At 62.9% G+C, this 23789-nt stretch carries 21 protein-coding genes; 14 read left to right on the top strand and 7 right to left on the bottom strand.

Annotated features, from left to right (window positions below):
• Positions 1 to 146 precede the first annotated feature (146 nt).
• From PVZ80_RS32645 to PVZ80_RS32625, 5 genes are all read right to left on the bottom strand, one after another.
• On the bottom strand, positions 147 to 581 hold the full coding sequence (locus tag PVZ80_RS32645; RefSeq protein ID WP_009043842.1) for a nuclear transport factor 2 family protein: 435 nt from the start codon (positions 579 to 581) through the stop codon (positions 147 to 149).
• A gap of 148 nt (positions 582 to 729) precedes the next feature.
• Complete coding sequence (locus PVZ80_RS32640) at positions 730 to 1254, bottom strand: cupin domain-containing protein (protein ID WP_009048984.1); 525 nt, start codon at positions 1252 to 1254, stop codon at positions 730 to 732.
• 106 nt (positions 1255 to 1360) lie between these two features.
• Positions 1361 to 3247 carry a GldG family protein gene (locus PVZ80_RS32635; protein ID WP_038632337.1) on the bottom strand — a complete coding sequence of 629 codons (1887 nt, stop codon included), beginning with the start codon at positions 3245 to 3247 and terminating at the stop codon, positions 1361 to 1363.
• Between the two features lie 10 nt (positions 3248 to 3257).
• Entirely contained in the window at positions 3258 to 3992 is a 735-nt protein-coding gene (locus PVZ80_RS32630; protein ID WP_009048982.1) for an ABC transporter permease subunit, read from the bottom strand.
• Positions 3989 to 4912, bottom strand: a complete 924-nt coding sequence (locus tag PVZ80_RS32625) for an ABC transporter ATP-binding protein (protein WP_009048981.1) — start codon at positions 4910 to 4912, stop codon at positions 3989 to 3991. Before PVZ80_RS32625 ends, PVZ80_RS32630 begins: the two co-directional genes overlap by 4 nt.
• A 335-nt stretch (positions 4913 to 5247) precedes the next feature.
• On the opposite strand from PVZ80_RS32625, the gene PVZ80_RS32620 reads away from it, so the two are divergent.
• Positions 5248 to 6294 carry a hypothetical protein gene (locus tag PVZ80_RS32620; protein WP_273865070.1) on the top strand — a complete coding sequence of 349 codons (1047 nt, stop codon included), beginning with the start codon at positions 5248 to 5250 and terminating at the stop codon, positions 6292 to 6294.
• A 56-nt stretch (positions 6295 to 6350) separates the two neighbouring features.
• On the opposite strand, the gene PVZ80_RS32615 is transcribed toward PVZ80_RS32620, so the two are convergent.
• Positions 6351 to 7142, bottom strand: a complete 792-nt coding sequence (locus tag PVZ80_RS32615) for a substrate-binding periplasmic protein (RefSeq protein ID WP_038632333.1) — start codon at positions 7140 to 7142, stop codon at positions 6351 to 6353.
• Positions 7143 to 7921: 779 nt separating this feature from the next.
• Here PVZ80_RS32615 and arnB point away from each other — a divergent pair.
• Genes arnB through PVZ80_RS32565 form a run of 10 tightly spaced genes read left to right on the top strand, consistent with a single transcriptional unit; the run spans position 7922 to position 18932 of the window.
• Entirely contained in the window at positions 7922 to 9070 is a 1149-nt protein-coding gene (gene arnB / locus PVZ80_RS32610; protein ID WP_038632331.1) for a UDP-4-amino-4-deoxy-L-arabinose aminotransferase, read from the top strand.
• Positions 9067 to 10086 carry an undecaprenyl-phosphate 4-deoxy-4-formamido-L-arabinose transferase gene (gene arnC / locus PVZ80_RS32605; protein ID WP_038632329.1) on the top strand — a complete coding sequence of 340 codons (1020 nt, stop codon included), beginning with the start codon at positions 9067 to 9069 and terminating at the stop codon, positions 10084 to 10086. Before arnB ends, arnC begins: the two co-directional genes overlap by 4 nt.
• On the top strand, positions 10083 to 12089 hold the full coding sequence (arnA, locus tag PVZ80_RS32600) for a bifunctional UDP-4-amino-4-deoxy-L-arabinose formyltransferase/UDP-glucuronic acid oxidase ArnA (RefSeq protein ID WP_038632326.1): 2007 nt from the start codon (positions 10083 to 10085) through the stop codon (positions 12087 to 12089). The genes arnC and arnA overlap by 4 nt, the downstream gene beginning before the upstream one ends.
• The gene (gene arnD / locus PVZ80_RS32595; RefSeq protein WP_029526487.1) at positions 12089 to 12973 is read left to right on the top strand and encodes a 4-deoxy-4-formamido-L-arabinose-phosphoundecaprenol deformylase; all 885 of its coding nucleotides are present in this window, start codon (positions 12089 to 12091) and stop codon (positions 12971 to 12973) included. Before arnA ends, arnD begins: the two co-directional genes overlap by 1 nt.
• Positions 12970 to 14616: a lipid IV(A) 4-amino-4-deoxy-L-arabinosyltransferase gene (gene arnT, locus PVZ80_RS32590; protein ID WP_016702925.1), complete on the top strand. Its 1647-nt coding sequence runs from the start codon at positions 12970 to 12972 to the stop codon at positions 14614 to 14616. The genes arnD and arnT overlap by 4 nt, the downstream gene beginning before the upstream one ends.
• Positions 14613 to 14957: a 4-amino-4-deoxy-L-arabinose-phosphoundecaprenol flippase subunit ArnE gene (gene arnE / locus PVZ80_RS32585; protein WP_028683933.1), complete on the top strand. Its 345-nt coding sequence runs from the start codon at positions 14613 to 14615 to the stop codon at positions 14955 to 14957. Before arnT ends, arnE begins: the two co-directional genes overlap by 4 nt.
• Positions 14954 to 15367 carry a 4-amino-4-deoxy-L-arabinose-phosphoundecaprenol flippase subunit ArnF gene (arnF, locus tag PVZ80_RS32580; RefSeq protein WP_041983903.1) on the top strand — a complete coding sequence of 138 codons (414 nt, stop codon included), beginning with the start codon at positions 14954 to 14956 and terminating at the stop codon, positions 15365 to 15367. Before arnE ends, arnF begins: the two co-directional genes overlap by 4 nt.
• Entirely contained in the window at positions 15364 to 16737 is a 1374-nt protein-coding gene (locus PVZ80_RS32575; protein ID WP_028683931.1) for a UDP-glucose dehydrogenase family protein, read from the top strand. The genes arnF and PVZ80_RS32575 overlap by 4 nt, the downstream gene beginning before the upstream one ends.
• Positions 16738 to 18357 carry an ArnT family glycosyltransferase gene (locus PVZ80_RS32570; protein ID WP_273865069.1) on the top strand — a complete coding sequence of 540 codons (1620 nt, stop codon included), beginning with the start codon at positions 16738 to 16740 and terminating at the stop codon, positions 18355 to 18357.
• Between the two features lie 41 nt (positions 18358 to 18398).
• A complete protein-coding gene (locus tag PVZ80_RS32565; protein WP_124355018.1) occupies positions 18399 to 18932 on the top strand; it encodes a GNAT family N-acetyltransferase in 534 nt (177 codons plus the stop codon).
• A 375-nt stretch (positions 18933 to 19307) separates the two neighbouring features.
• Here PVZ80_RS32565 and PVZ80_RS32560 read toward each other — a convergent pair whose 3' ends face one another.
• A complete protein-coding gene (locus PVZ80_RS32560) occupies positions 19308 to 20273 on the bottom strand; it encodes a LysR family transcriptional regulator (protein WP_273865068.1) in 966 nt (321 codons plus the stop codon).
• Between the two features lie 304 nt (positions 20274 to 20577).
• Here PVZ80_RS32560 and argH point away from each other — a divergent pair, with 304 nt between their 5' ends.
• From argH to PVZ80_RS32545, 3 genes are all read left to right on the top strand, one after another.
• The gene (argH, locus tag PVZ80_RS32555) at positions 20578 to 22005 is read left to right on the top strand and encodes an argininosuccinate lyase (RefSeq protein ID WP_053269034.1); all 1428 of its coding nucleotides are present in this window, start codon (positions 20578 to 20580) and stop codon (positions 22003 to 22005) included.
• Positions 22006 to 22118: 113 nt separating this feature from the next.
• Positions 22119 to 22997 (top strand): amino acid ABC transporter permease, encoded by an 879-nt coding sequence (locus PVZ80_RS32550; protein WP_009048966.1) that lies wholly within the window; start codon positions 22119 to 22121, stop codon positions 22995 to 22997.
• A gap of 21 nt (positions 22998 to 23018) precedes the next feature.
• Positions 23019 to 23783, top strand: a complete 765-nt coding sequence (locus tag PVZ80_RS32545) for an amino acid ABC transporter ATP-binding protein (protein ID WP_009043823.1) — start codon at positions 23019 to 23021, stop codon at positions 23781 to 23783.
• Positions 23784 to 23789: the final 6 nt, after the last annotated feature.

Raw genomic sequence — 23789 nt, 5'->3', positions numbered from 1 at the left:
ACATCACCTGCCCAGCGCCACACCAAGGGCAAACGGCTGCTGGTGCCTGGAACCGAAAAGCTACGGCCTGTGAAACCCACGAAAAACGGGCGCCTGTCACGGCGCCCGGATCGTTGGCCTATGGCCGCCCTGCTCTCGCTCGCTGCTCAGCCAGACGCCTTGCTCGCCGCCAGATAGGGCGCCAGGCGGCGCGCCATTTCTTCGCCGAGGGCCTGCAGGCCGCTCATGGGACGGACCATCACCTCGAATTCGACAATCTTGCCGGCTTCGTCGAAGCGGATCAGGTCGATGCCCTTGATCTGCCTTTCGCCGACCCGCGCGCTGAACTCCAGCACCACGCTCAGGCCATCGGCGGTGACCAGTTGGCGGTGATAGGCGAAGTCGCTGAACACCTTGAACACGGTATTGAGGATGGTCGAAACCACCGGCGCGCCCGGATAAGGCGTATGGGCCATGGGCGAGCGGAATACCACTTTCGAATCCAGCAGTTCAGGCAAGGCGCCCAGGTCGCCCTGGGCAAGCATGGCGTGCCAGCGTTGCAGGGAGGCGGCAGCCTGGGGATGCAGTTTCAGATCGGACATGGTGTTCTCCTGTCACTGGTAAGGGTCGGACTGGGGAGCTGTGGTTCGCTTCGATGACCGAGCCACCATAAGCGCCGGGCGCCGCGCGCAACAATGATCGCAAGTGACACTTGACTGATCGCAATGAGCAATCCCCGTGGCGGCCTCTTCAGGCCTGGCAGAGTTGCTCGAACAGTCTGGCGTGCTGCGGGAAGCGTTCGCTGAGCCGATGCTTGCAGCCCAGCTGCATGTCCGCGTAGTCGAACCCGGGACATACCGCCTCACTGATCAGCCCATAACCCGCCGCGCCGGGCAGCAGCCGCGAGGCCTTCCATACGCCGCCGGGAACGTGCAGCTGCAAGCATTGGCCGGCCAGGACATCGCTGCCCATCACCCGGGTTTGCAGGCGGCCGTCCGGGAGCACCAGGCAGTATTCGAGGGCATCCCCGAGATGGAAGTAATGCAGGATGTCGGACTGGTTCAGATGAAAGTGACCGATGGGCGAATCCCCGGTCAGCAGGTAATAGATGGAGCTCATCAAGTAACGCTGCCCGCCCGCGCTGGCGAGCATCGGCCGCTGGTCCGTCTGGAAGGTCCGGCGGTAGTAGCCGCCTTCCGTGTGCGGTTCCAGGTTGAGGGCGCTGAGCAATTGTTGGGTGCTGCAAGCAGGCTTGGGCGGGAGCGGGTCAGTCATGGCGGGATCGCAGGTCAGGGAGTTGCTCCCAGCGTAGCAGCGCTTCGCCCTGGCGCCCTTGGCTGGCCCGACCTGCCGTACGAATGGCAGGTCGGGCCCTGGTCACTTACGCCCGCCGCGTGCCGGCTACCTTGCCGGCCGGTGCAGGCTTGCGCGACAGGGTCCTGGTCCGACGCAGGTAACGTACGGCCCAGACCAGCAGCATGCCAAGGCTCAACAGCAGCGGAACCGCAGCGATGTTGAGCATCTTCAAGGTCCTGCCCAGCTCATCGATATCGGCGTTCAGCTGGTATTGCACCTCGCGCAGTTCCTTGCGAATGCGGGTTTTCTCCTGCAGGAACTGGCGCACCGTCGCCTGCTGTTCGGTGCTGAGGCTCTCGCCCTTTTCCGACGAGCCCTGCAGCTGCTGCAGCTTGCCTTCGGTTTCCTCGAGACTTTCCTCAAGGGCGAAGCGTTTGGCGCGGAAGCTGTCTTCAGCCTGGCGGCGCAATTGCTCCACCACCACGAACGGACGGCTGTAGGGGCCGCGCGAGCGCAGGTTGTTCAGGGCATCCGAACCCGCGAGGTTGTCCAGGGTGTTGAGCACGAAGGAGGCGTTATCGGCCCATGGCCGCGTTGCCGGGCGCCCGTTGATGTCCTGCATCTCCAGCCACATCCGGTCGCTCAACAGGTCGGTATCGGCCACCACCACCAGGTTGACCTGCTGCGCTTCCTTGAGGCCGTCCTTGCGCCCCTCGATGCCCTCGGCAAAGGCGGTCTTTACCGGCCCCTGCACTCGGGCAGCGACGATGTAGCGCTGGCTGGGCTGCTCCTGGTCACGCAACATTTGTTTGCGGTCGGCGGGCTTGTCGAAACGGTCCGCCTCGAAGGCCTTGGCCGAGTCGGAGCTGTACATCAGCGGGGTAAAGCGCGTACTGGCGCCGGCTACCGGTTCGAGGATGCCGACGGTGCTCAGGGCGATGAACTTCAGCCCGGCGGTACTCGGGTCCTGCTGGCTCAACGCGGCTTGCGGCACACCCAGGGTGAACGGCCGCGGCAGCGGACGCCCGTCCTCCTCGGAAGTTTCCATCAAGGCATAGAGGTTGTCCCCCAGGACCTTGCCCGGTTGCATATGAATGCCCCAGGCCTTGAACAATGGCTCGAGATTGGACGACTTGTCCTTGCTCTGGATGCCGAAGTACTCCTCGCCGGAGTCCTGTTCGCTGTAGGGATCGACGAAGGCCAGCAGCTTGCCGCCGCGCAGCACGAACTGGTCGATGGCGTACAGGGTCGGCTGCGAGAGTTTTTTCGGGTGCAGCAGCATCAGGATGTCGAGGTCTTTCGGGATGTCCTGGGTATCGGGCTTGAGCTGTTGCAGATCGAACTCCCGGCGCAGCTCCTGGATCAGCATCCACGGCTCGGTCTTGCTCTGCGTGCGGATATCGAAGCCACCGTTGGCCGGCAGGCTGCTCAGCAGGCCCAGGGTCGGGCGCTTGGGGTTGGCCAGGGCCTGCAGCAAGCGGCTGATGTCGTACTCGAGAAACTCCTCCTGGTCCGGCGCAAAGAACTCGATCGTCTGGGCGTTGTTCTGCTCATCGGTGCCGGCCAGGCCGAAATACACCGGCGCCCCGCCCTGCCCCAGCGGCACGGCCTGCAGGCCGAACTCGCTGGCCTTGTCCTCGTCCGCGGAAAACGGCAGCGGGTCGATGACATGCAGGCGGATCTTGCCGTCGGCCTCGCGCTCATAAACCTTGAGCAGTTCCTGGACGCGCTGGGCATAGCCACGCATCGGCACCAGCTCCTTCGAGCCGCTGTCGGAAAAGTAGAAATACAGGTCGAGCGGTTGTTTCAGCTCCGCGAGAATCTGCCGGGTGCCGGCGCTGATGGAGTAGAGCTTGTTCTGGGTCAGGTCGAGCCGGACACCGGTAAGCAGCAGTCCGGTCGCCAGGTTGAAGGCCAGGAACAGCAAGGCAATCAGCAACAGGCCGGAAGTGGAATACAGCATGCGTTTCATCGAATCGTCCTCACTCGGCTTTCTTCAGGTTGACCGTCACCACCGTGGCCATCAGCCAGGCGACGATCACGCTGAGGAAATACAGCGGATCGCGCAGGTCGATCAGCCCTTTGCTGATCGCGCCGAAATGCGTCAGCAGGCTCAGCGAGGCCAGCAAGTCCAACAGCCATTGCGGCGCCCACGGATTGATGGCATCCAGCACCAGGGAGAAACCGCAGGCAACGAACAGGAAACACACCGTGAAGGCGAGGATCAGGGCGATCACCTGGCTCTTGGCCATGGCCGACATGCAGGAGCCGATCGCCAGGTAGGTGCCGGCGAGCAACCAACTGCCCAGATAGCCGGTCAGGATCACGCCGTTGTCCGGGTTGCCCAGGTAATTCACGGTCAGCACCATGGGCAGGGTCAGCAGCAGGGTGAGACCAGCGACGACCCAGGCGGCGAGGAACTTGCCGACCACCGCTTCGAAACAGCTCACCGGCAGGGTCATCAGCAATTCGATGCTGCCGGACTTGCGCTCCTCCGACCACAGGCGCATGGCCAGGGCCGGCAGCAGGAACAGATAAAGCCAGGGATGGACGTCGAAGAACGGCGCCAGGTCCGCCTGGTTGCGCTCGTAGAAACTGCCCAGGTAGAAGGTGAAGACGCCCGAGAGCACCAGGAAGATCTCGATGAACACGAAGGCCAGCGGCGTGGCGAAGTAACTGCCCAGCTCGCGCTTGAAAATCACTGGTAACTGTCTCATGCCGATTCTCCCCGGGTCAGGGTCTGGAACACTTCATCGAGACGGCCCTGCTCCAGTTCCAGGCGCTTCATCTTCCAGCCACGCGCCGTCACCAGCGCGTTGACCTGCGGGAAAATCACTTCGCCAGGCCGCGCCAGCAGCGTCAGGCTGCCCTCGGCCGCGTTCTCCTCGACGCCCGCCACGCCCGGCAATACCACCAGGGCCAGCAGGTCCAGCGGCTCGTCGGCCTGCAAGGTCACCGCCTGGCGATAGCGCGAACTGCGTTCCAGCTCGTACGGCGTGCTGTCGGCCAGCAAGCGGCCATTGCTGATGATCAGGGCGCGGTTACAGACGGCCGATACTTCCTCGAGAATGTGGGTCGAGATGATCACGATCTTGTCCTGGCCCAGGTCCTGGATCAGTTGGCGAACCAGTTGCTTCTGGTTCGGGTCGAGCCCGTCGGTGGGTTCGTCGAGAATCAGCACCCGCGGATCGTGGAGGATCGCCTGGCCCAGGCCGACCCGGCGGGTGAAGCCCTTGGACAGGGTCTCGATGGTCTGGCGGCGGACGTCGCCCAGTTCCAGCAGGTCGATCACCCGGTCCACCCGTTCGCGCTTCTGCGCGCCGCGATAGCCGCGAACACTGGCAATGAACTCGAGAAACCCCTGGACCGCCATGTCGCTGTAGCTGGGCGCGCCTTCCGGCAGGTAACCCATCTGCTGCTGGGCGTGACGGGTCTGGGTGCGGATGTCGAAGCCCATGATGCTCGCGGTGCCGGAGGTCGGCGCCAGAAAGCCGGTGAGCATTTTCATCGTGGTGGATTTACCTGCACCGTTTGGCCCAAGAATCCCCAGAACTTCTCCCGGGCCGATATGACAGGACAGGTCGTCGACCGCGACCTGTCCGGAAAAAGACTTGGTTAGTTTGGATATTTCAATCATGGCTTCCAGGTTCAGCAAGAGAAGTCTGAGGTGAACAGCTAAAGGCCATTCATATTCAGCGGGGGTTGAGATTGAGTAGTTGCAACAGGATCAATAGCTGTGTTGTGCCGGAATGGGCGCAATACAATACACGTTGATATTTTTAATGAGGGGATAAAGCCATATGAATAAGACCATTCAATAGAAATATAAGATTTATCTTACGCATTCGAAGTATTGCTCTTAACGCCAACCGACATTATTTCCTAGTATCCTACCGCTCATATTTTTTACTTGAGTTTACTGGGTGACATATGCTCTTACGCACTATCTTCATCGAAAACAAAGAGCAGCAAATGCTGACAGCGGCTTTGCTCTGCAGTTTTTCTGTTCCAGAAGCAGGTCGAAACTTTCTCGCCTATAGCCTGAACGAAAGCATTGATGAGGATAATCTGCGCGTCTATATCGCCTTGTTATTCAACGAAGGGGGCAATTACTGCCTGGGCGCCCTGGACTCGGAAGAAGACGGGCAACTGGCGATGCGCGTGTTCGGCCAGATCCTGCGCGAAGCCGCCACTGGCGAACGCCGTGAAAGCGATGTGCCCTACCATCTGCTGGACCTGAACAAACAACAGTTGCCTGCCGCCGCCGCGGCGCACCATCGACTCTTGAGCACCAAGAAGGAATGGGTCGCCAGGCTGCTGAGCTTCCAGGCTTCGGCTCAATTTGGCCCGGCGGTCGAACATTCACCCACCGTCATCGACGACCAGCAACTCGACGCCGCCCTGGCACAGCTCGACGAACAGCTGGACCACAGCGCTGAAGAACAGAAACACCACGAATTCACCGAGACGGCCGATGGCTGCGACGCGGAAAGCCCCCGGCCAGAGGCGCCTGCGGCCGAAACCCGCTACTCCGACGCCGGCCCCCTGCCGATGCCGGCCGAGCAGCAGAACCCGGGCGGCCTCCAGGATGACGACTGGCCTTTCCCGGGCACCGACCCCGAGCAGTTCCTGCAGGATGTCGAGGCCAGCCTGATGGAATTCTCCAGCATCGCCGACCGCCTCAAGCAGCAGAAACAGCACAGCCAGACACAACAACAGACCTTGAACTCCAGGGAGTCCCAACTGCAGGAGAAAGAGCGCCTGTTCGAACAGAAGGAAGAACAGTTACAACAATGGCAACGGCAACTTGATCAGGATCGGCAAGCCGACAGCGCACTACGCGCGCAACAAGAAGAGCGTCAGTGCGAACTGGATAAACGTGAAGAAGCACTGCAGCAAAAGACCAGGGAACTGGCGCAGCAATTCAAGAAGCTCAACCATGCCAAGGACCACTTCAACAACACCCTGAAAAACCTCAATGAGATCATTCGAGTCAATGAGGATGTGCTGTCCGAATAAATCTACCCTGGCTGCCAGGCAAACTTCGTTATTGCCAGAATTGGTGGGCCACTCAATTACAAGCTGCCTGACCTTGTCGACTTTTCCATCGGATCGTTATTTAGATAACGGCCTTTGACTTTCTCGATATAACCGTCACGACGCATCGTTTCTATGGCTTTCGCGACATGGGTCACGACCTCGGCGTCGCACACTTTGGAACAGGCGAGGTAAAGCTCATGGCCGACCATGGGCGGGCTCATCAACAGCGGCCGGCTGGAGACGCGCCTCCAGATATAGCGGCTTTCCTGGACCCCGTTGAACCAGGCGTCCACCCTGCCCTTCAACAGCAATTGCGCGGGGTTCTCGCCGATCTTGATGGCATAGATCTGTTCCGGGGCGAAGCCTTTGCTACGCAGGATTTCTTCCTGGGCGCTGCCCAGCCCCACGGCGATGGCCTTGAAACGTCGCCGGGCTTCTTCGAAGTTCGCCACTTTATGTTCGAGGCTGAAAAATGCCCGGTCCATCTGCATGATCGGGGCGATCCAGGTGTAGCGATGTTCCCGCTCGGGTGTGCGGCTGAGTGGAGCGATCAGGACGTTGTCCTTTTCGATGGCGTATTTCTGCGCCCGCGCCCACGGCAGGGTTCTGGGTTCACTGGCATAGCCACTGTTTTTCAGCGCCTGCAAGACAATGTCGCCGACTATGCCGTGACGATCGCCCTGATTGGCCATGGTCAGGGGCGGCGCGTCCGGAATAAGGAACTCGAGAGATTCGTGTGCCTCAAGCACAGGAACCGTTCCCAGGAATAGCGGCAGTAACAATAAGCTGAAAAGAGAGATGCCTTTGGCTGATGTTCTGTCAATCACACAACGAGCCTCTTGTTGGCTTTTATTCGATATCGAGTGGTTGGTGGTCAGGGGGTGAATGGTAGAGCAGTGTCGTTGTCCGTGCCCTGCTTCTGCCGATTCGGACAGCGATAGCGTCGGTTTTTCCCCCTGTTTTTTGACTTCAGGCAAACGATCGGGCGCCGCTACAAGCCCGACGGAGTATATGACGGGAACGCTATGGCTTTATCACAGGTCGTATCGGTCGCCATGGTCGAGCGCCCCGAAGGTGTCAAGGCAGCCAGATAGAGCGTCCACGGATCGCTGGTGGGCAAACGGATGCTCCTTAGTTCAGGTGGTGTTTGAAAACAGTGGCGCCTGCAAAGGCAAAAAACGTCTCTCGGCCAAGCGACTTTCACCCGTGTCATCAGCGCAAAAAAACACCGTTGGGATTGCTGTAACCGGGGTTTTCCCGGTCAACGCGTGGCGAAGTCTGAACACCGGCTGTCTAGGTGAAAGATAAACGCGCCGTTGGCCTTTTTTTCATGTTCGTTTCACATTTTTCCGCTTAACCTGAATCCATTCAGGGGCGCTGGGAGTCAGCCCGGTCATCTAATCGAAACAAAAGCTAACACATTGATATAGCTTTACTTTTACCTTGCATGGTCTTTACTGCAATCAGGCATGGATGACCACACCGACCTCACTTATGGACGCGCTTCAATGACCGAACCAAAAACGCCTTTTTTGAATGCCCCCCGCTGTAGCACAGGCGCTTTTTCTTCTTTCGATTGCTGAAATCCTTTTTCCCCGAGGTCTCAATGAGCCAGGTTTTCCTTCCTTTCTCGCGCCCGAGTATTGGCGATGAAGAGGTCGCCGCGGTCGAGCAGGTTCTACGTTCCGGCTGGATCACCACCGGACCGAAAAACCAGGAGCTCGAGCAGCAATTCGCCGCGCGGGTCGGCTGCAAGCACGCGGTGGCGATGTCGTCGGCCACCGGCGGCATGCACATCACCCTGCTGGCGCTGGGCATCGGCCCCGGCGACGAGGTGATCACCCCCTCGCAGACCTGGGTTTCCACCGCCAACATGATCTGCCTGCTGGGGGCGACGCCGGTCTTCGTCGACGTCGATCCGCACACCCTGATGACCGACGCCGCCACGGTTGAAGCCGCGATCACCCCACGGACCAAGGCGATCATCCCGGTGCATTACGCCGGTGCCGCCTTCGACCTCGACCCGCTGTACGCCCTGGCCGACAAACACGGGATCGCGGTGATCGAGGACGCCGCCCACGCCGCCGGCACCACCTATCGCGGCCGGCCCGTCGGCGCCCGGGGCACGGCGATCTTTTCCTTCCATGCGATCAAGAACATGACCTGCGCCGAAGGCGCGATGTTCGTCAGCGATGACGAGGCCCTGGCCAACCGGGTGCGCATGCTCAAGTTCCATGGCCTGGGTGTCGACGCCTATGACCGCCTGACCCACGGGCGCAAGCCCCAGGCCGAGGTGATCGAACCCGGCTTCAAATACAACCTGGCGGATATCAATGCCGCCATCGCCCTGGTGCAGTTGCAGCGCCTGGACGCGATCAATCGCCGGCGCGAAGTCCTGGCCAACGCCTACCTTGAGCAACTGCGCGACCTGCCGGTGCAACCGCTGCACCTGCCGACGTATCCGCAGCAACATGCCTGGCACCTGTTCATCCTGCGCATCGACGCCGAGCGTTGCGGCATCGATCGCGACGGCTTCATGAAGGCCTTGCAGGAGCAGAACATCGGCAGCGGCATCCACTTCGTCGCCACTCACCTGCACAGCTATTACCGCCAGCGCTTCCCGGATGTGCACTTACCCAACACCGAATGGAACTCGGCACGCCTGTGCTCGATTCCGCTGTTCCCCGACATGACCCTCGACGATGTCGAGCGGGTCGTCGGCGCCATCAAAACCTGTCTGGACCGAAACCTTTGAAACCTTATCCAATCCAGTTCGTGTCGATCGTCATTCCGGTCTACAACGAAGAACAGAGCCTGCCCGAACTGCTGCGCCGCACTGAAGCGGCATGCCGCAAGCTCAAGCACGATTTCGAGATCGTCCTGGTCGATGACGGCAGCCGCGACGAATCGGCGCAGATCCTCGAGGACGCCGCCAGCCGCGAAGGTAGCCCGGTGGTGGCGGTGATCCTCAACCGCAACTACGGCCAGCATGCGGCGATCATGGCCGGCTTCGAGCAGTGCCGCGGCGACGTGGTCATCACCCTGGACGCCGACCTGCAGAACCCGCCGGAAGAAATCCCGCGCCTGGTGGCCCAGGCCGAGCTGGGCTACGACGTGGTCGGCACGGTGCGCAACAACCGCCAGGATTCCGCCTGGCGCCGCTGGCCGTCGAAGCTGATCAACCTGGCCGTGCAACGCTCCACCGGCGTGGCCATGAACGACTACGGCTGCATGCTGCGCGCCTACCGCCGCAGCGTGGTCGACGCCATGCTCGCCTGCCGCGAACGCAGCACCTTCATCCCGATCCTGGCCAACAGCTTCGCCCGCCACACCACCGAGGTGCTGGTGAACCACGCCGAGCGTGAACACGGCGATTCCAAGTACAGCCCGATGCGCCTGATCAACCTGATGTTCGACCTGATCACCTGCATGACCACCACGCCGCTGCGCCTGCTGAGCATCATCGGTTTCAGCATGGCCGGCCTCGGCGTGCTGTTCGCCCTGCTGCTGATTTTCCTGCGCCTGGTGTTCGGCGCCGAATGGGCCGGCGACGGTATGTTCGTGCTGTTCGCCATCCTGTTCGTGTTCACCGGTGGCCAGTTCATCGGCATGGGCCTGCTGGGCGAATACCTGGGCCGCATGTACAGCGATGTGCGCGCCCGCCCGCGCTTCTTCATTGAAAAAGTTCTGCGCAGCCAGCCTGCCGCCCCTGCTCCCGCTGTCACGGTCGACGGTCTAACTTCCACTCTCTCCGATCAGGTTTCGCCATGAGTCATAAAGCTGTTGTCTTCGCCTATCACGATATCGGCTGCGCAGGCATCGAAGCCCTGCTCAATGCAGGCTATGAAATCGGCGCGGTCTTCACCCATGCCGACGATCCGCAGGAAAACACCTTCTACGGTTCCGTGGCCCAGTTGTGCTCGCTCAAGGGCATCCCGGTGCATGCCCCGGAAGACGCCAACCACCCGCTGTGGATCGAGCGCATCGCCAAGCTGAAGCCTGACTACATCTTCTCCTTCTACTATCGCAACCTGCTCAGCGAAGCGCTGCTGGCCACCGCCAGCAAGGGCGCGTTCAACCTGCACGGTTCGCTGCTGCCGAGCTACCGTGGCCGCGCGCCGGCCAACTGGGTGCTGGTCAACGGCGAAAGCGAAACCGGCGTGACCCTGCACCGCATGGTCAAGCGCGCCGACGCCGGGGCGATCATTGCCCAGCAGCGGGTGGCCATCGAGCGCAGCGATACCGCGCTGAGCCTGCACGGCAAGCTGCGCGACGCCGCCGCCAGCCTGCTGCGCGACACCCTGCCAGCCCTGGCGCAAGGCAAGGTCAGCGAGACCGCCCAGGACGAATCCAGGGCCAGCTACTTCGGTCGCCGCACCGCGGCCGACGGCAAGCTGCTGTGGAGCAAACCGGCCGAGCAACTGTTCAACCTGGTGCGCGCCGTGACCAAGCCTTACCCGGGCGCGTTCTGCGCCGTGGGCGAGCACAAGCTGATCGTCTGGAGCGCCGAGGTGGTCAAGGGCAATGAAGGCCAGGCCCCGGGCCGGGTGATCAGCACCAATCCACTGCGCATCGCCTGCGGCCAGGACTCGCTGCTGATCAACGCCGGCCAGCGCAACGACAACGGCCTGTATCTGAGCGGCCCGCAACTGGCCAACGAGCTGGGCCTGGTGGACGGCTCGCTGCTGCGCGGCGCCGAATCCGGCCGTGCCCCGCGGCGCACCCGGGTGCTGATCCTCGGCGTCAACGGTTTTATCGGCAACCACTTGTCCGAGCGCCTGCTGCGTGACGACAAGTACGAAGTCTACGGCCTGGATATCGGCTCCGACGCCATCGAGCGCCTGCGCGACCATCCGCATTTCCACTTCGTCGAAGGCGATATCAGCATTCACTCCGAGTGGATCGAATACCACATCAAGAAGTGCGACGTGGTCCTGCCGCTGGTGGCCATCGCCACCCCGATCGAATACACCCGCAACCCGCTGCGCGTGTTCGAACTGGACTTCGAAGAGAACCTCAAGCTGGTCCGCTACTGCGTCAAGTACAACAAGCGCGTGATCTTCCCGTCGACCTCCGAGGTCTACGGCATGTGCCAGGACCAGAACTTCGACGAAGACACTTCCAACCTGATCGTCGGCCCGATCAACAAGCAGCGCTGGATCTACTCGGTGTCCAAGCAGTTGCTGGACCGGGTGATCTGGGCCTACGGCAGCAAGGGCCTGAACTTCACCCTGTTCCGTCCGTTCAACTGGATGGGCCCGCGCCTGGACCGCCTGGACTCGGCGCGCATCGGCAGCTCCCGGGCCATCACCCAACTGATCCTCAACCTGGTGGAAGGCACGCCGATCCGCCTGTTCGATGGCGGCGAGCAGAAACGCTGCTTCACCGACATTGCCGACGGCATCGAGGCCCTGGCGCGCATCGTCGACAACGAAAACGATGTGTGCAACGGCCAGATCATCAACATCGGCAACCCGGACAACGAAGCCAGCATCCGCCAGTTGGGCGAGGAGCTGCTGCGTCAGTTCGAAGCCCACCCGCTGCGTGGCAACTTCCCGCCGTTCGCCGGTTTCCGCGACGTCGAGAGCAAGTCGTTCTACGGCGCCGGCTACCAGGACGTGGAACACCGCAAACCAAGCATCGCCAACGCCAAGCGCCTGTTGAACTGGGAACCGACCGTCGAGATGAAGCAAACCATCGGCAACACGCTGGACTTCTTCCTGCGCGAAGCCATGCTCGAAATCGCGGAGTCCTCTAAAGAAGAAGCATGCTGATGCAGGCAGGTCTGCGAATCGATGTCGACACCTATCGCGGCACCCGTGAGGGGGTGCCGCGGTTGCTGGAACTGCTCGACGAGGCCGGGATCAAGGCCACCTTCTTCTTCAGCGTCGGCCCGGACAACATGGGGCGCCACCTGTGGCGCCTGATCCGTCCGCAATTTCTGTGGAAGATGCTGCGCTCCAACGCCGCCGGCCTGTATGGCTGGGACATCCTGCTGGCGGGCACCGCCTGGCCGGGCAAACCGATTGGCCGCGACCTCGGACACCTGATGCGTCAGGCCCGGGACGCCGGTCATGAAGTCGGCCTGCACGCCTGGGATCACCACGGCTGGCAGGCCAATGCCGGGCGCTGGAACCAGGCGCAGCTGATCGAGCAGATCCGCCAGGGCGTCGACACCCTCAATGACATTCTCGGCCAGCGCATCGACTGTTCGGCGGCCGCCGGCTGGCGCGCCGACGAGGCGGTGATCGCAGCCAAGCAGGGCTTCGGCTTTCGCTACAACAGCGACTGCCGCGGCACCTCGATCTTCCAGCCACGGCTGGCGGATGGCGGCCTGGGCGCCCCGCAGATTCCGGTCGACCTGCCGACCTTCGACGAAGTGGTCGGGCCGACCGTCGTGGCCCACGACTTCAACACATTCATCCTGGACCGGTTCAGCCCTGAGAGGCTCAACGTCTACACCATTCACGCCGAAGTCGAAGGGATTCTGATGGCCAACGATTTTCGTCAGCTACTGGCGCAAGCCCGCCAGCGCGACATTCATTTCACTCCCCTGGGCAACCTATTGCCCACGTCCTTGCAGAGCCTGCCCCAGGGGCAGGTCATTCGTGGCGCCCTCGAAGGCCGCGAAGGCTGGCTGGGGGTACAAGGCGCATGACCAGACGCTGGGCCCTGCCTCTTCTACTGCTTGCCTTCGGCCTGTTCTACCTGCTGCCAATGGCCACCCACGGTTTGTGGATTCCCGATGAAACCCGCTATGCGCAGATCAGCCAGGAAATGCTCCTGACCGGCCACTGGGCATCGCCGCATTTCATGGGCATCCGTTATTTCGAGAAGCCGGCCGCCGGCTACTGGATGATCGCCCTCGGCCAGGCGGTGTTCGGCCAGAACCTGTTCGGCGTGCGCGTGGCTTCGGCCCTGAGCATGGGCCTCAGCGTGCTGCTCACCTACCTGCTGGCCAGGCGGCTGTGGAACGACCCGCGCAAGAGCCTGGTCTGCGCCCTGCTGTACATGAGCTTCTGCGTGGTGGTCGGCGCCGGTGGTTATGCCAACCTCGACCCGCAGTTCACCTTCTGGGTCAACCTGAGCCTGGTGGCCCTGTGGTTCGCCCTGGACAACCAGACGCTGCGCGGCCGCCTGCTGGCCTGGGCCGGCCTGGGCTTCGCCTGTGGCATGGGCTTCATGACCAAGGGTTTCCTCGCCTGGCTGCTGCCGGTGCTGATCGCCCTGCCCTACATGCTCTGGCAGAAACGCTTGCGCGAGCTGTTCATCTACGGCGGCGTAGCGGTGCTGGTGGCGATTGTCGTCAGCCTGCCGTGGGCCCTGGCGGTGCATGCCCAGGAAGCGGACTACTGGCGCTTCTTTTTCTGGCATGAACACATCCGTCGTTTTGCCGGGGAAGACGCCCAACACGCTTCGCCATGGTGGTACTACCTGCCGCTGCTGGTGGCGTTCAGCATGCCCTGGGTCCTGGTGCTGCCGGGCGCCTTGAAGCAGGCCTGGCAGACCCGGCGCCAGGCGAGCATTGGTTTCCTGCTGCTGTGGCTGATCCTGCCGCTGGCGTTCTTCAGCCTGAGCAAGGGCAAGCTGCCTGCCTATATCCTGCCGTGCCTGCTGCCGCTGGCGCTGCTGATGGGCAATAGCCTGAGCGACCGGCTGCACGCCGGGCAGACCCGGATCATCCGCCTCAACGCGGTGCTCAACCTGGTGCTGGGCCTGTTGCTGCTGTTGGCGCTGGTGTATTTCCAGCTGAAGAAGCCGCTGTACAGCAACGAGCCCGGGCATCTGGTGTTGGTGTTCCTGGCCCTGCTTGGCTGGAACATGAGCAACCTGCTGCCGGCCTTCCGCCCGCTGCACCTGTGGGCCGCGCCGGCCCTTGGCAGCTGGCTGTTCATCGCCCTGCTGCCCGCCGGCCTGCCGAACTCGGTGGTTTACAACAAGATGCCGGATCAATTCATCATCGATCACGCCGAGGAACTCGCCCGGAGCCACACCCTGGTGAGCAACGACCTGGGCGCCGCCTCGGCCCTGGCCTGGCGCCTCAAGCGCCCGGATATCGCCTTGTACAACACGACAGGCGAAGTGAAATATGGCCTGGCCTATCCTGACACCCAGCATCGTTACATCGACCTGCGCAAGGTCGGCGAATGGATGCCTGCGGCCCGCAAGCTGGGCCAGGTGGCCGTGGTGATGCGTATCAATGGCGACGAACACTACGAAATCGATCTGTTGCCGCAGGATTTCAAACGTTATGACCAGGGCAATCTCGTGATCCTGATCTTCCCTCAGAGCCAACCATGAGCCTGTTGCTGCTGCTCGTCGCCTGCCTGCTGACCTGCCTGGGCCAGATCGCCCAGAAGTTCGCCGTGGAAAGCTGGCGCGGCCAGCCTTCGGGCGCGCTCGACAAACTGCGCTCGCCCTGGCTGTGGCTGGCCCTGGTCAGCCTCGGCCTGGGCTTGCTGGTGTGGCTGCTGGTGCTGCAACGGGTCGAGGTCGGCATTGCCTACCCGATGCTCAGCCTGAACTTCGTGCTGATCACCCTGATCGCCCGCTTCGTCTTCCATGAAGCCATCGACCGCCGCCACTGGCTGGGCGTGGCGCTGGTGCTCGCTGGCGTACTGCTGTTGAGTCGCCACGCATGAGCCGGGCTCTGGGCTTCACCTTCGCCATGGGCAGCGTGCTGCTGGTCAGCGCCGCGCAGTTGGGCATGCGCTGGAGCATGACCCGCCTGCCGGCGCCGGCGGACTGGCTGGCGGCGCTATCCAGTGGCCAGGTCGACCTGCTGGCGCTGGGCGTGGTGCTGGCGGCAATCCTCGCCTATGTCCTGTCGATGCTCTGCTGGCTGGCGGCGCTGCGCGACCTGCCGCTGGGCCGGGCCTATTCCCTGCTGAGCATCAGCTACGCCCTGGTCTACTTGCTGGCCGCCGCGCTGCCGCTGTTCAACGAGCCGTTCAGTCTCTCGAAAACCCTGGGGGTGGCCCTGGTCATCCTCGGCGTCATTACCATCAACTCACGACCTGCTCCCGCGACAAGTCCCAGGAATACCCCATGAAAATCAGCGTATTTGGAAGTGGTTACGTCGGCCTCGTACAGGCCGCCGTGCTGGCCGAAGTCGGCCACGATGTCATCTGCATGGACATTGACGAGCACAAGGTCCAGCAGCTGCAACAGGGGCACGTCAGTATCTTCGAGCCCGGCCTGTCGAGCCTGGTGCGCGACAACCTGGAAAGCAAACGCCTGAGCTTCACCAGCGACGAAAAGCTCGCGGTGCAACATGGCCAGGTGCTGTTTATCGCGGTCGGCACGCCGTCCAGCGAGGACGGCTCGGCCGACCTGCGCTACGTGCTGTCGGTGGGCGACGCCGTGGCCCGGCACCGTGAGCAGCCGGTGATCCTGGTGGAGAAATCCACGGTGCCGGTGGGTACCGGCGACACCTTGAAAGCCCATATCGAAAAAGCCCTGGACGGGCGCGCCCTGCAGTTCGATATCGTCTCCAACCCGGAATTCCTCAAGGAAGGCTCGGCGGTTTCCGACTGCCGCCGTCCGGACCGGATCATCGTCGGTTGCGAGCGCGAAGAAGTCCGCGACGTGATGCGCGACCTGTACTCACCGTTCAACCGCAACCATGACCGCATCATGTTCATGGACCTGCGCAGCGCCGAGCTGACCAAGTACGCCGCCAACTGCATGCTGGCGACCAAGATCAGCTTCATCAACCAGATCGCCGAGCTGGCCGAACACCTGGGGGCCGATATCGAATCGGTGCGCCTGGGGATCGGCGCCGACTCGCGCATCGGCTACCACTTCATCTATCCGGGCTGCGGTTATGGCGGCTCGTGCTTCCCCAAGGACATGCGCGCGCTGATCCACAGCGCCGAGCAGGCCCATTGCTCCAGCGACCTTTTGCAAGCGGTGGAAGCCATCAACGAACGGCAGAAACACAAGCTGTTCGAGCGCATCAACGCCTTCTACCAGGGCGACCTGAAAGGCAAGACCTTCGCCCTCTGGGGCCTGGCCTTCAAACCCAACACCGACGACATGCGCGATGCCCCCAGCCGGGTGCTGCTGGAGTCGCTGTGGGCCGCCGGCGCCAATGTGCGCGCCTTCGACCCGGAAGCCATGCAGGAAACCCAGCGCCTGTACCCCGACGAGCCGAAGCTGATGCTGATGGGCACCCCGGAATCGGTGCTCAACGACGCCGACGCGCTGATCATCTGCACCGAGTGGCAGCAGTTCAAGGCGCCGGACTTCCAGCTGCTGCAACAGCGCCTCAAGGCCCCGGTGATCTTCGACGGGCGCAACCTGTACGACGCCGAGCGCCTGGCCCGTGGCGGCTTCACCTACTTCCCGATCGGTCGCGGCGAGTCGCGCCAGCTGCCGATTCCTCACCGGCAATGGGCCGACGCCAGGGCCAAGGCCTGAATGCCCAGGGCCGGCAGCACGCCTTCCAGCACCCTGCATTGGCAAGCCTGGGGGCTGGGGCTGCTGGCCCTGCTGCTGTTCTGCGCCGGCGCCGGGCAAGTGACGGTGATCGGCTTCGATTCGCGCTTCGTGCTGTTCGCCAAGGAAATGCTGCGCCATGGACCGGGCTTCTTTCCCACCACCTACGGCCAACCCTACGCTGACTACTCCAGCGCCTCGACCCTGCTGATCGACCTGTTCGCCCTGGCCTCGGGCCGGGTCACGACCCTCGCGGCCTGGCTGCCCACGGCCATCGCCGGGGCGCTGATCGTCAACCTCATGTACCGCCTGCTGGCGCCCAGTTCAAAAACCTGGGCCTTGACCAGCATCGCCCTGCTGTTGCTCAGCAGCACCTTCATCAGCGAAACCCGCGCCGTCTCCCTCGACCTGATGCTCGCGGCCATCGCCCTGGCGGTGTTCTACCTGGGCTATGCCCACGATCATTTCGCCGCGCCGCGCCGCCTGTGGCTGATCCTCGCGTTGCTGGTCGCGGGGTTCGCCATTCGCGGGCCGATCGGCCTGGTGATTCCCTGCGGCATGCTGTGCAGCTATTACCTGCTCGAAGGCCAGTGGCGGCGGATGTTCATCTTCGGTGGCTGCGCCCTGCTCCTGCTGCTGGCGTGCGTGGCGCTGTTGCTGGGGCTGGCCCGACTGAGCGGCGGCCCGGCCTTTGTGCAGGAGGTGATCCGCATGCAGTTCACCGGGCGCATGGATGGCAGCGAAGGCAGCAGCGGCCCGTTCTATTACTTCAGCAGCTCCCTGGGCAACTATGCCCTGGCCTACCCGCTGGCGATCCTGACCTGGCTGGCAGTGTGGCTCGGCCCCCGCGAACAGCAGGACCGCGCGCGCAGGCTGCTGGTGCTGTGCAGCGCCGCGGCCCTGCTGGTGTTGATCGGCCTGTCGATTCCCCAGGCGAAAAAAGCCCGCTACCTGCTACCGATGTTGCCCATGCTGGCGATCGTCGCGGCTTATCCCTTCCACGATATCCAGGGTCGCGGCCTGGCCTGGCTGCGCCAGGGTATCCAGGGCCTGTGGCTGTTGACACCCGGATTGCTGATAGCGGCGTTGCTGGTGGCGCAGCGGCGCTTTGCCGAACCCTTGGCCGGCTTGACCCCTCTGCTGGTGTTGCTCGGCGTTTTTCAACTGGCGGCGCTGGGCCTGTTGCGCATGCCGCGCTGGCGGATTGGCGGCCTGGCCCTGGGCGCCGTGCTGGCCGTCTGGAGTGCCTATATCCTTGGGTTCGAGCCGCTGGCCCGCCAGCTCTACGACACCCGCACCTTCACCCTGGCCGCCTGGAAGCTGATCGAGCAGGACCCGGCCCCGGTGGTGCTGCACCATATGGGCAAGGACGCCAAGGCGATCAAGTTCATGGTCCACCTCGACCAGGACCTGCAGCCACTGTTCACCGAACGCCCCGAGGCCCTTGCCGCCATCCCCGGCCCAGCCTGGGTGATCATGGATCAAAGTGACCTGGCGACGCTCAAGGCCACGCCCCTGGCGCGGCTGGCCCCGGTGCTCAGCGGGCGCTTCGACAAGAATGACTACGTCATGCTGCACCTGCCTGCCACCCCCCAACCCTGAAGGTTGCCCCACCGCGCCCTGGCTCCTTACACTCGCGCCCCATGACCCTGCAAATCCGCCTGGCCACCGAGGCCGATGCCCTTCTGCTCCCCGCCATCGAACGCAGCGCCGCCGCACTGTTTCGCCGCGACCCCGAACTGGCCTGGCTGGCCGACGCCGAGGTGCCCGACGCCGCGCAGCACCGCGCGCATATCCGCCAGCAGCGGGTGTGGGTCGCCGTGCTCGATCGAGAGGTGTGCGCCTTCCTCGACGCCGAAGCCTGCGCCGATGCGCTGCATATCTGGGAAATCTCGGTCGCCAGCAGCGCCCAGGGACGCGGCATTGGCCGCCACCTGCTGGAGACAGTGCGCGAACAGGCGCGCCAGCAGGGTTTCGCCGCCCTGACCCTGAGCACCTTTCGCCAATTGCCGTGGAATGAACCCTTCTACCAGCGCTGTGGTTTCGTCACCCTGGACGCCGACCAACTGGGGCCGCGCCTGCAACAGGTGCTGGCCGAGGAAGTTCGCCACGGCCTGCCAGCGGCCCGGCGCTGCGCCATGCGCCTGACATTGCCTGCGAAACCAAGCCCATCGTAGGAGCGAAGCTTGCTCGCGATGGCGGTCTGGCAGGCCATATCGATGTTGAATGTGCCGGCTTTATCGCGGGCACGCTTCGTTCCTATAGAGGGGTGTTCGGGGGTGTTTCCAGGCATCTAAGGCTGCCACTCCGCGTTATTTAAAGTGGCTTGCGGGCGGGACCGCCAATGGCATGTCTTGTACTCACCGGTTACTTCATGCGGATAACCGCGCGGGAATCTAAAAGACAGTAGTCCTGGGTTGAAAATGCCATTACGCAGGATATATCGGCCACCCGTTTCAGGCGCCTCGCCTGATCGACCGCTGTACTTTCCACAGCGACTTCAGCAACAGCCCCTTAATCCCCGACAAGCCCGCTCCGAGAACTTGGTAGTGTCAGCCATTACTCTTGAGATCCACTCCCAGCGCCTGGGCGAAAACCTTCACCAAAGGGCTGCGTACCGTGTTGTGCCGCAGGATCAGACTGAAAGGCGTGCTGTAGTGCACCAGGTCTGGAAGCAGCGCGCGCATTTCGCCGCGCTCCACCAGCGCCGCGGCATAGTGCCGGGGCAGAAACCCGAGGAAACGCCCGGTCTTGATCAGTATGGCCACGGCCTCCACCTGGGAGGCCGCCGCCGAAAAGCTGTCGTACGCGGCGAAGTGGCTCTTCTCCTGATGGATCGCGTAGCGGTGGTTGATGAACTCATGCTGCTTGAGCGTCTCGGCGTCGATTGCGCTATCGGCCACGCTGAACAACGGATGCCCTTCGGCGCAATAAGCCGCGGACTCTTCGTCATATAATTTGAAGTAGTCGAACTCTTCACGTTTTTGATAAACCGGCACTATTCCGGCAACTAAGCGTCCTTCCACCACCCCCCGTTCAACTTCATCCAGCTGTGAAGCATACAGCCTGAACCTTACTTTCGGAGATTCAATATTGATGCGCCGCAAGGCAGCAACTAGCGGAGAATTAACATCAGTAATCGTGTTATCAATTACCCCCACTCCAAGATCGCCGATTATTTCATTCTGCGCGCAACTAAGCCGATCACGAAAGTTGTCCACCGAGGCAAACAGATCAATCGAGGCCTGGTACACCAGGCTGCCTTCCTCGGTCAGGCAAAAGCCCTCCCGGCCCCGGGTGCACAGGCGCATGCCGATGCGGATCTCGAGGTCGGAGATCTGCTTGCTGATAGCCGCAAGGCCCACGTTCAGCTCGTTTTGCGCAGCGCTGAAGCCGCCCGCCTCGACCACCGCCTTGAACACCTTGAGCAGTTTGAAGTCCAGTCCGCTGAGTGCCAGCGGTGCTCTGTGGGCGGTTTTAATCGGTGGGTTTCCAGAATTGGAAAGTGGGGTTTCCATAATGCTTATTGACCTCGGGCGGCATATTCAACAGGCTTTGCTGCACAACAAAAACACAGCCGACAAATAATAATGAACACAGAAAACAAGGCTTGGCAACCATCAAAGTATTCCCTGGACCCGCTGCAACTCGCTGATTCAATGCAATTAAAAACTGACACTTCGATCAGTTCTCGCCACTTGCTACTGCCCTCTTGAAACCTGCCTGACCCGAAGACTTTCCGATGCCCTTTCGCGGGTTGTCAGAGTGTCCTTCCGGTCGGCTGTACCGAATTCAATTCGCGTTATCGACGAGGAAAAAACAATGAACCAGCCTACCGATCGCCTCTGGGGCGCCCGTTTCAAAAGCGGCCCGTCCGAGGCCCTGGCCGCCCTGTCGCGTTGCCCCGAGCGCTACTTCCGCCTGACCCCTTACGACCTCGCCGGCTCCAAGGCCCATGCCCGGGAACTGCAACGCGCCGGCCTGCTGGACGAGCAGGAAACCCGCACCATGCTCGAGGCCCTGGAACGCATTGGCGAAGACTTCCGCGCCGGCCGGGTGAGCCCGACCCTGGACGACGAAGACGTACACACCTTCATCGAGCGCCTGCTCACCGAGCGTCTCGGCGCCCTCGGCGGCAAGCTGCGCGCCGGCCGCTCGCGCAACGACCAGACCGCCAACGACCTGCGCCTGTTCCTGCGCGACCATGTCCGCACCCTGGCGGTGCAGGTGCTGGACCTGCAGCAGGCGCTGGTGGAACAGGCCGAACAGCATGTGGACAGCATCTGCCCGGGCTTCACCCACCTGCAGCAGGCCCAACCGATCGTCTTCGCCCATCACCTGCTGGCCCATGCCCAGTCGATGCTGCGCGACGTGCAGCGGCTGGTGGACTGGGATGCCCGCACCGCCCTGTCGCCCTTGGGCGCGGCGGCCATGGCCGGCTCGGCCATCGCCCGCCAGCCGCAGCAGTCGGCGAGGGAAATGGGTTACGCCGGCGTCTGTGAGAACTCCATCGACGCGGTGGCCAGCCGTGACCACGTGGCCGAGTTCCTGTTCGTCGCCAGCATGCTCGGGATCAACATCTCGCGCCTGGCCGAAGAGTTCTGCCTGTGGTCGTCGCGACAGTTCCGCTGGGTGGCCCTGGACGACGCCTACGCCACCGGCAGCTCGATCATGCCGCAGAAGAAAAACCCCGATATCGCCGAGCTGGCGCGGGGCAAGGCCGGCCGGCTGATCGGCAACCTCACCGGGCTGCTGTCGACCCTCAAGTCGTTGCCGCTGTCCTACAACCGCGACCTGAGCGAAGACAAGAACGGCGTGCTCGACAGCGTCGACACCCTGCTGCTGGTACTGCCGGCCATGGCCGGGATGGTCGCGACCATGACCGTCAACGTCGAGGAACTGCGGCGCCAGGCGCCACTGGGTTTCACCCTGGCCACCGAAGTCGCCGACTGGCTGGCGGTGCGCGGGGTGCCATTCAAGGAAGCCCACGAAATCACCGGCGCGCTGGTCCAGGCCTGCGAAAAACACGACCTCGAACTCTGGGAAGCGTCCCCGGCCCTGCTGGCCGAGATCGATGCGCGCCTGACCCCAGAGGTGCGCGACAGCCTGACCCTGGAAGCCGCCATCGCCGCCCGCAGCGGCTGGGGCGGCACCGCGCCGGAGCAGGTGCGCGCGCAGATCGCCCGGCTGAAAACCGCCCTGGCGGCGCAGCGGCAATGGGCCGCGCAGTACGACGGTTTCCGTCTCTGAAACCTTGAACGCAGTCCCGCGGGAGCGAGCCGGCGTCGATGCCGCCCGCTCGCTCCGCCGGGATGATGACCGACAGACCGCAGGCGCCATCCGCCTGCGTTGGGAGAAACACCATGAGCCAGACCCAGGCAGAGCGCCTCCTCGCCGAGCGCAAACAAGCCGAAAACCAGTTCGACATCACCCAGTACGAACATGTGCCGCGGCGCTACTACGGGCGGATCTTCTTCGCCACGGTGATCGTCATCGCCCTCGTCGGCCTGGTCCGGGCCTTCGCCGAAGGCAAGATCGAATGGTCGTACATCGGCCAGTTCCTCACGTCCCGGGCGATCCTGTTCGGCCTGCTCAACACCCTGGTCATGGCGATCCTGGCCATGGCCCTGGGCATCGTGTTCGGGGTCATCACCGCGATCATGCGCATGTCGGCCAACCCGATCCTGCGCTACGTGGCCGTGACCTACACCTGGCTGTTCCGCGGTACGCCGCTGATCCTGCAGCTGCTGCTGTGGTTCAACCTGGCGCTGATCTTCCCCACCATCGGCATTCCCGGGGTGTTCGAGCTGGACACCGTGAGCCTGATGACGCCGTTCGTGGCCGCCCTGCTCGGCCTGAGCATCAACCAGGGCGCCTACACCGCCGAAGTGGTGCGCGCCGGCCTGCTGTCGGTGGACACCGGCCAGTACGAGGCCGCCAAGTCGATCGGCATGCCGCGCCTGCAAGCCCTGCGCCGGATCATCCTGCCCCAGGCCATGCGCATCATCATCCCGCCGGTGGGCAACGAGTTCATCGGCATGGTCAAGATGACCTCCCTGGCCAGCGTGATCCAGTACTCGGAACTGCTCTACAACGCCCAGAACATCTACTACGCCAACGCCCGGGTGATGGAGCTGCTGATCGTCGCCGGCATCTGGTACCTGGCCGCCGTCACCGTCCTGTCCTTCGGCCAAAGCCGCCTGGAACGCCGTTTCGCCCGTGGCGCCGGCAAGCGCTCGTAAGCAGCCCTGGAGAATCCGATCATGAGAAACATCGTCAAGGCTGTGGGCCTGAACAAGTACTACGACAACTACCACGCCCTCAAGGACGTCAACATCGAGGTCGAGCAAGGCGAAGTGCTGTGCATCATCGGCCCGTCCGGCTCGGGCAAGAGCACCCTGCTGCGCTGCGTCAACCAGCTGGAGAAGATCGACAAGGGCGGCCTGTGGGTCGACGGCGAGCTGGTGGGCTATCGCATCGTCGGCAACAAGCTGCACGAGCTCAACGAATCGCAGATCGCCCGCCAGCGCCTGGCCACCGGCATGGTGTTCCAGCGCTTCAACCTGTTCCCGCACATGACCGTGCTGCAAAACATCGTCGAAGGCCCGTGCCAGGTGCTCAAGCGCTCGCCCAAGGAATCCCACGAGGAAGCCCTGGAGCTGCTGGCCCGGGTAGGCCTGGCCGACAAGCGCAACAGCTACCCGATCGAGCTGTCCGGCGGCCAGCAGCAGCGGGTGGCGATCGCCCGCGCCCTGGCCATGCGGCCCAAGCTGATGCTGTTCGATGAACCCACTTCGGCACTCGACCCGGAACTGGTCGGTGAGGTGCTGTCGGTGATGCGCGACCTGGCGCAGACCGGCATGACCATGATCGTCGTCACCCATGAACTGGGCTTCGCCCGGGAGGTTTCCAACCGCATGGTGTTCATGGACGGCGGCCAGATCGTGGAGGCTGGAAGCCCCGAAGAAATACTAATAAGCCCACAAAATCCACGCACCCAAAGCTTCATTTCTGCCGTTCGAACCTAGGCCCGA

The sequence above is a fragment of the Pseudomonas sp. B3G-3 genome (assembly GCF_028640915.1).
Taxonomy (GTDB): domain Bacteria; phylum Pseudomonadota; class Gammaproteobacteria; order Pseudomonadales; family Pseudomonadaceae; genus Aquipseudomonas; species Aquipseudomonas chlororaphis_I.
The sequence above is the reverse complement of the archived record's forward strand: the minus strand, read 5'-3'. Positions and strand labels throughout refer to the sequence as shown.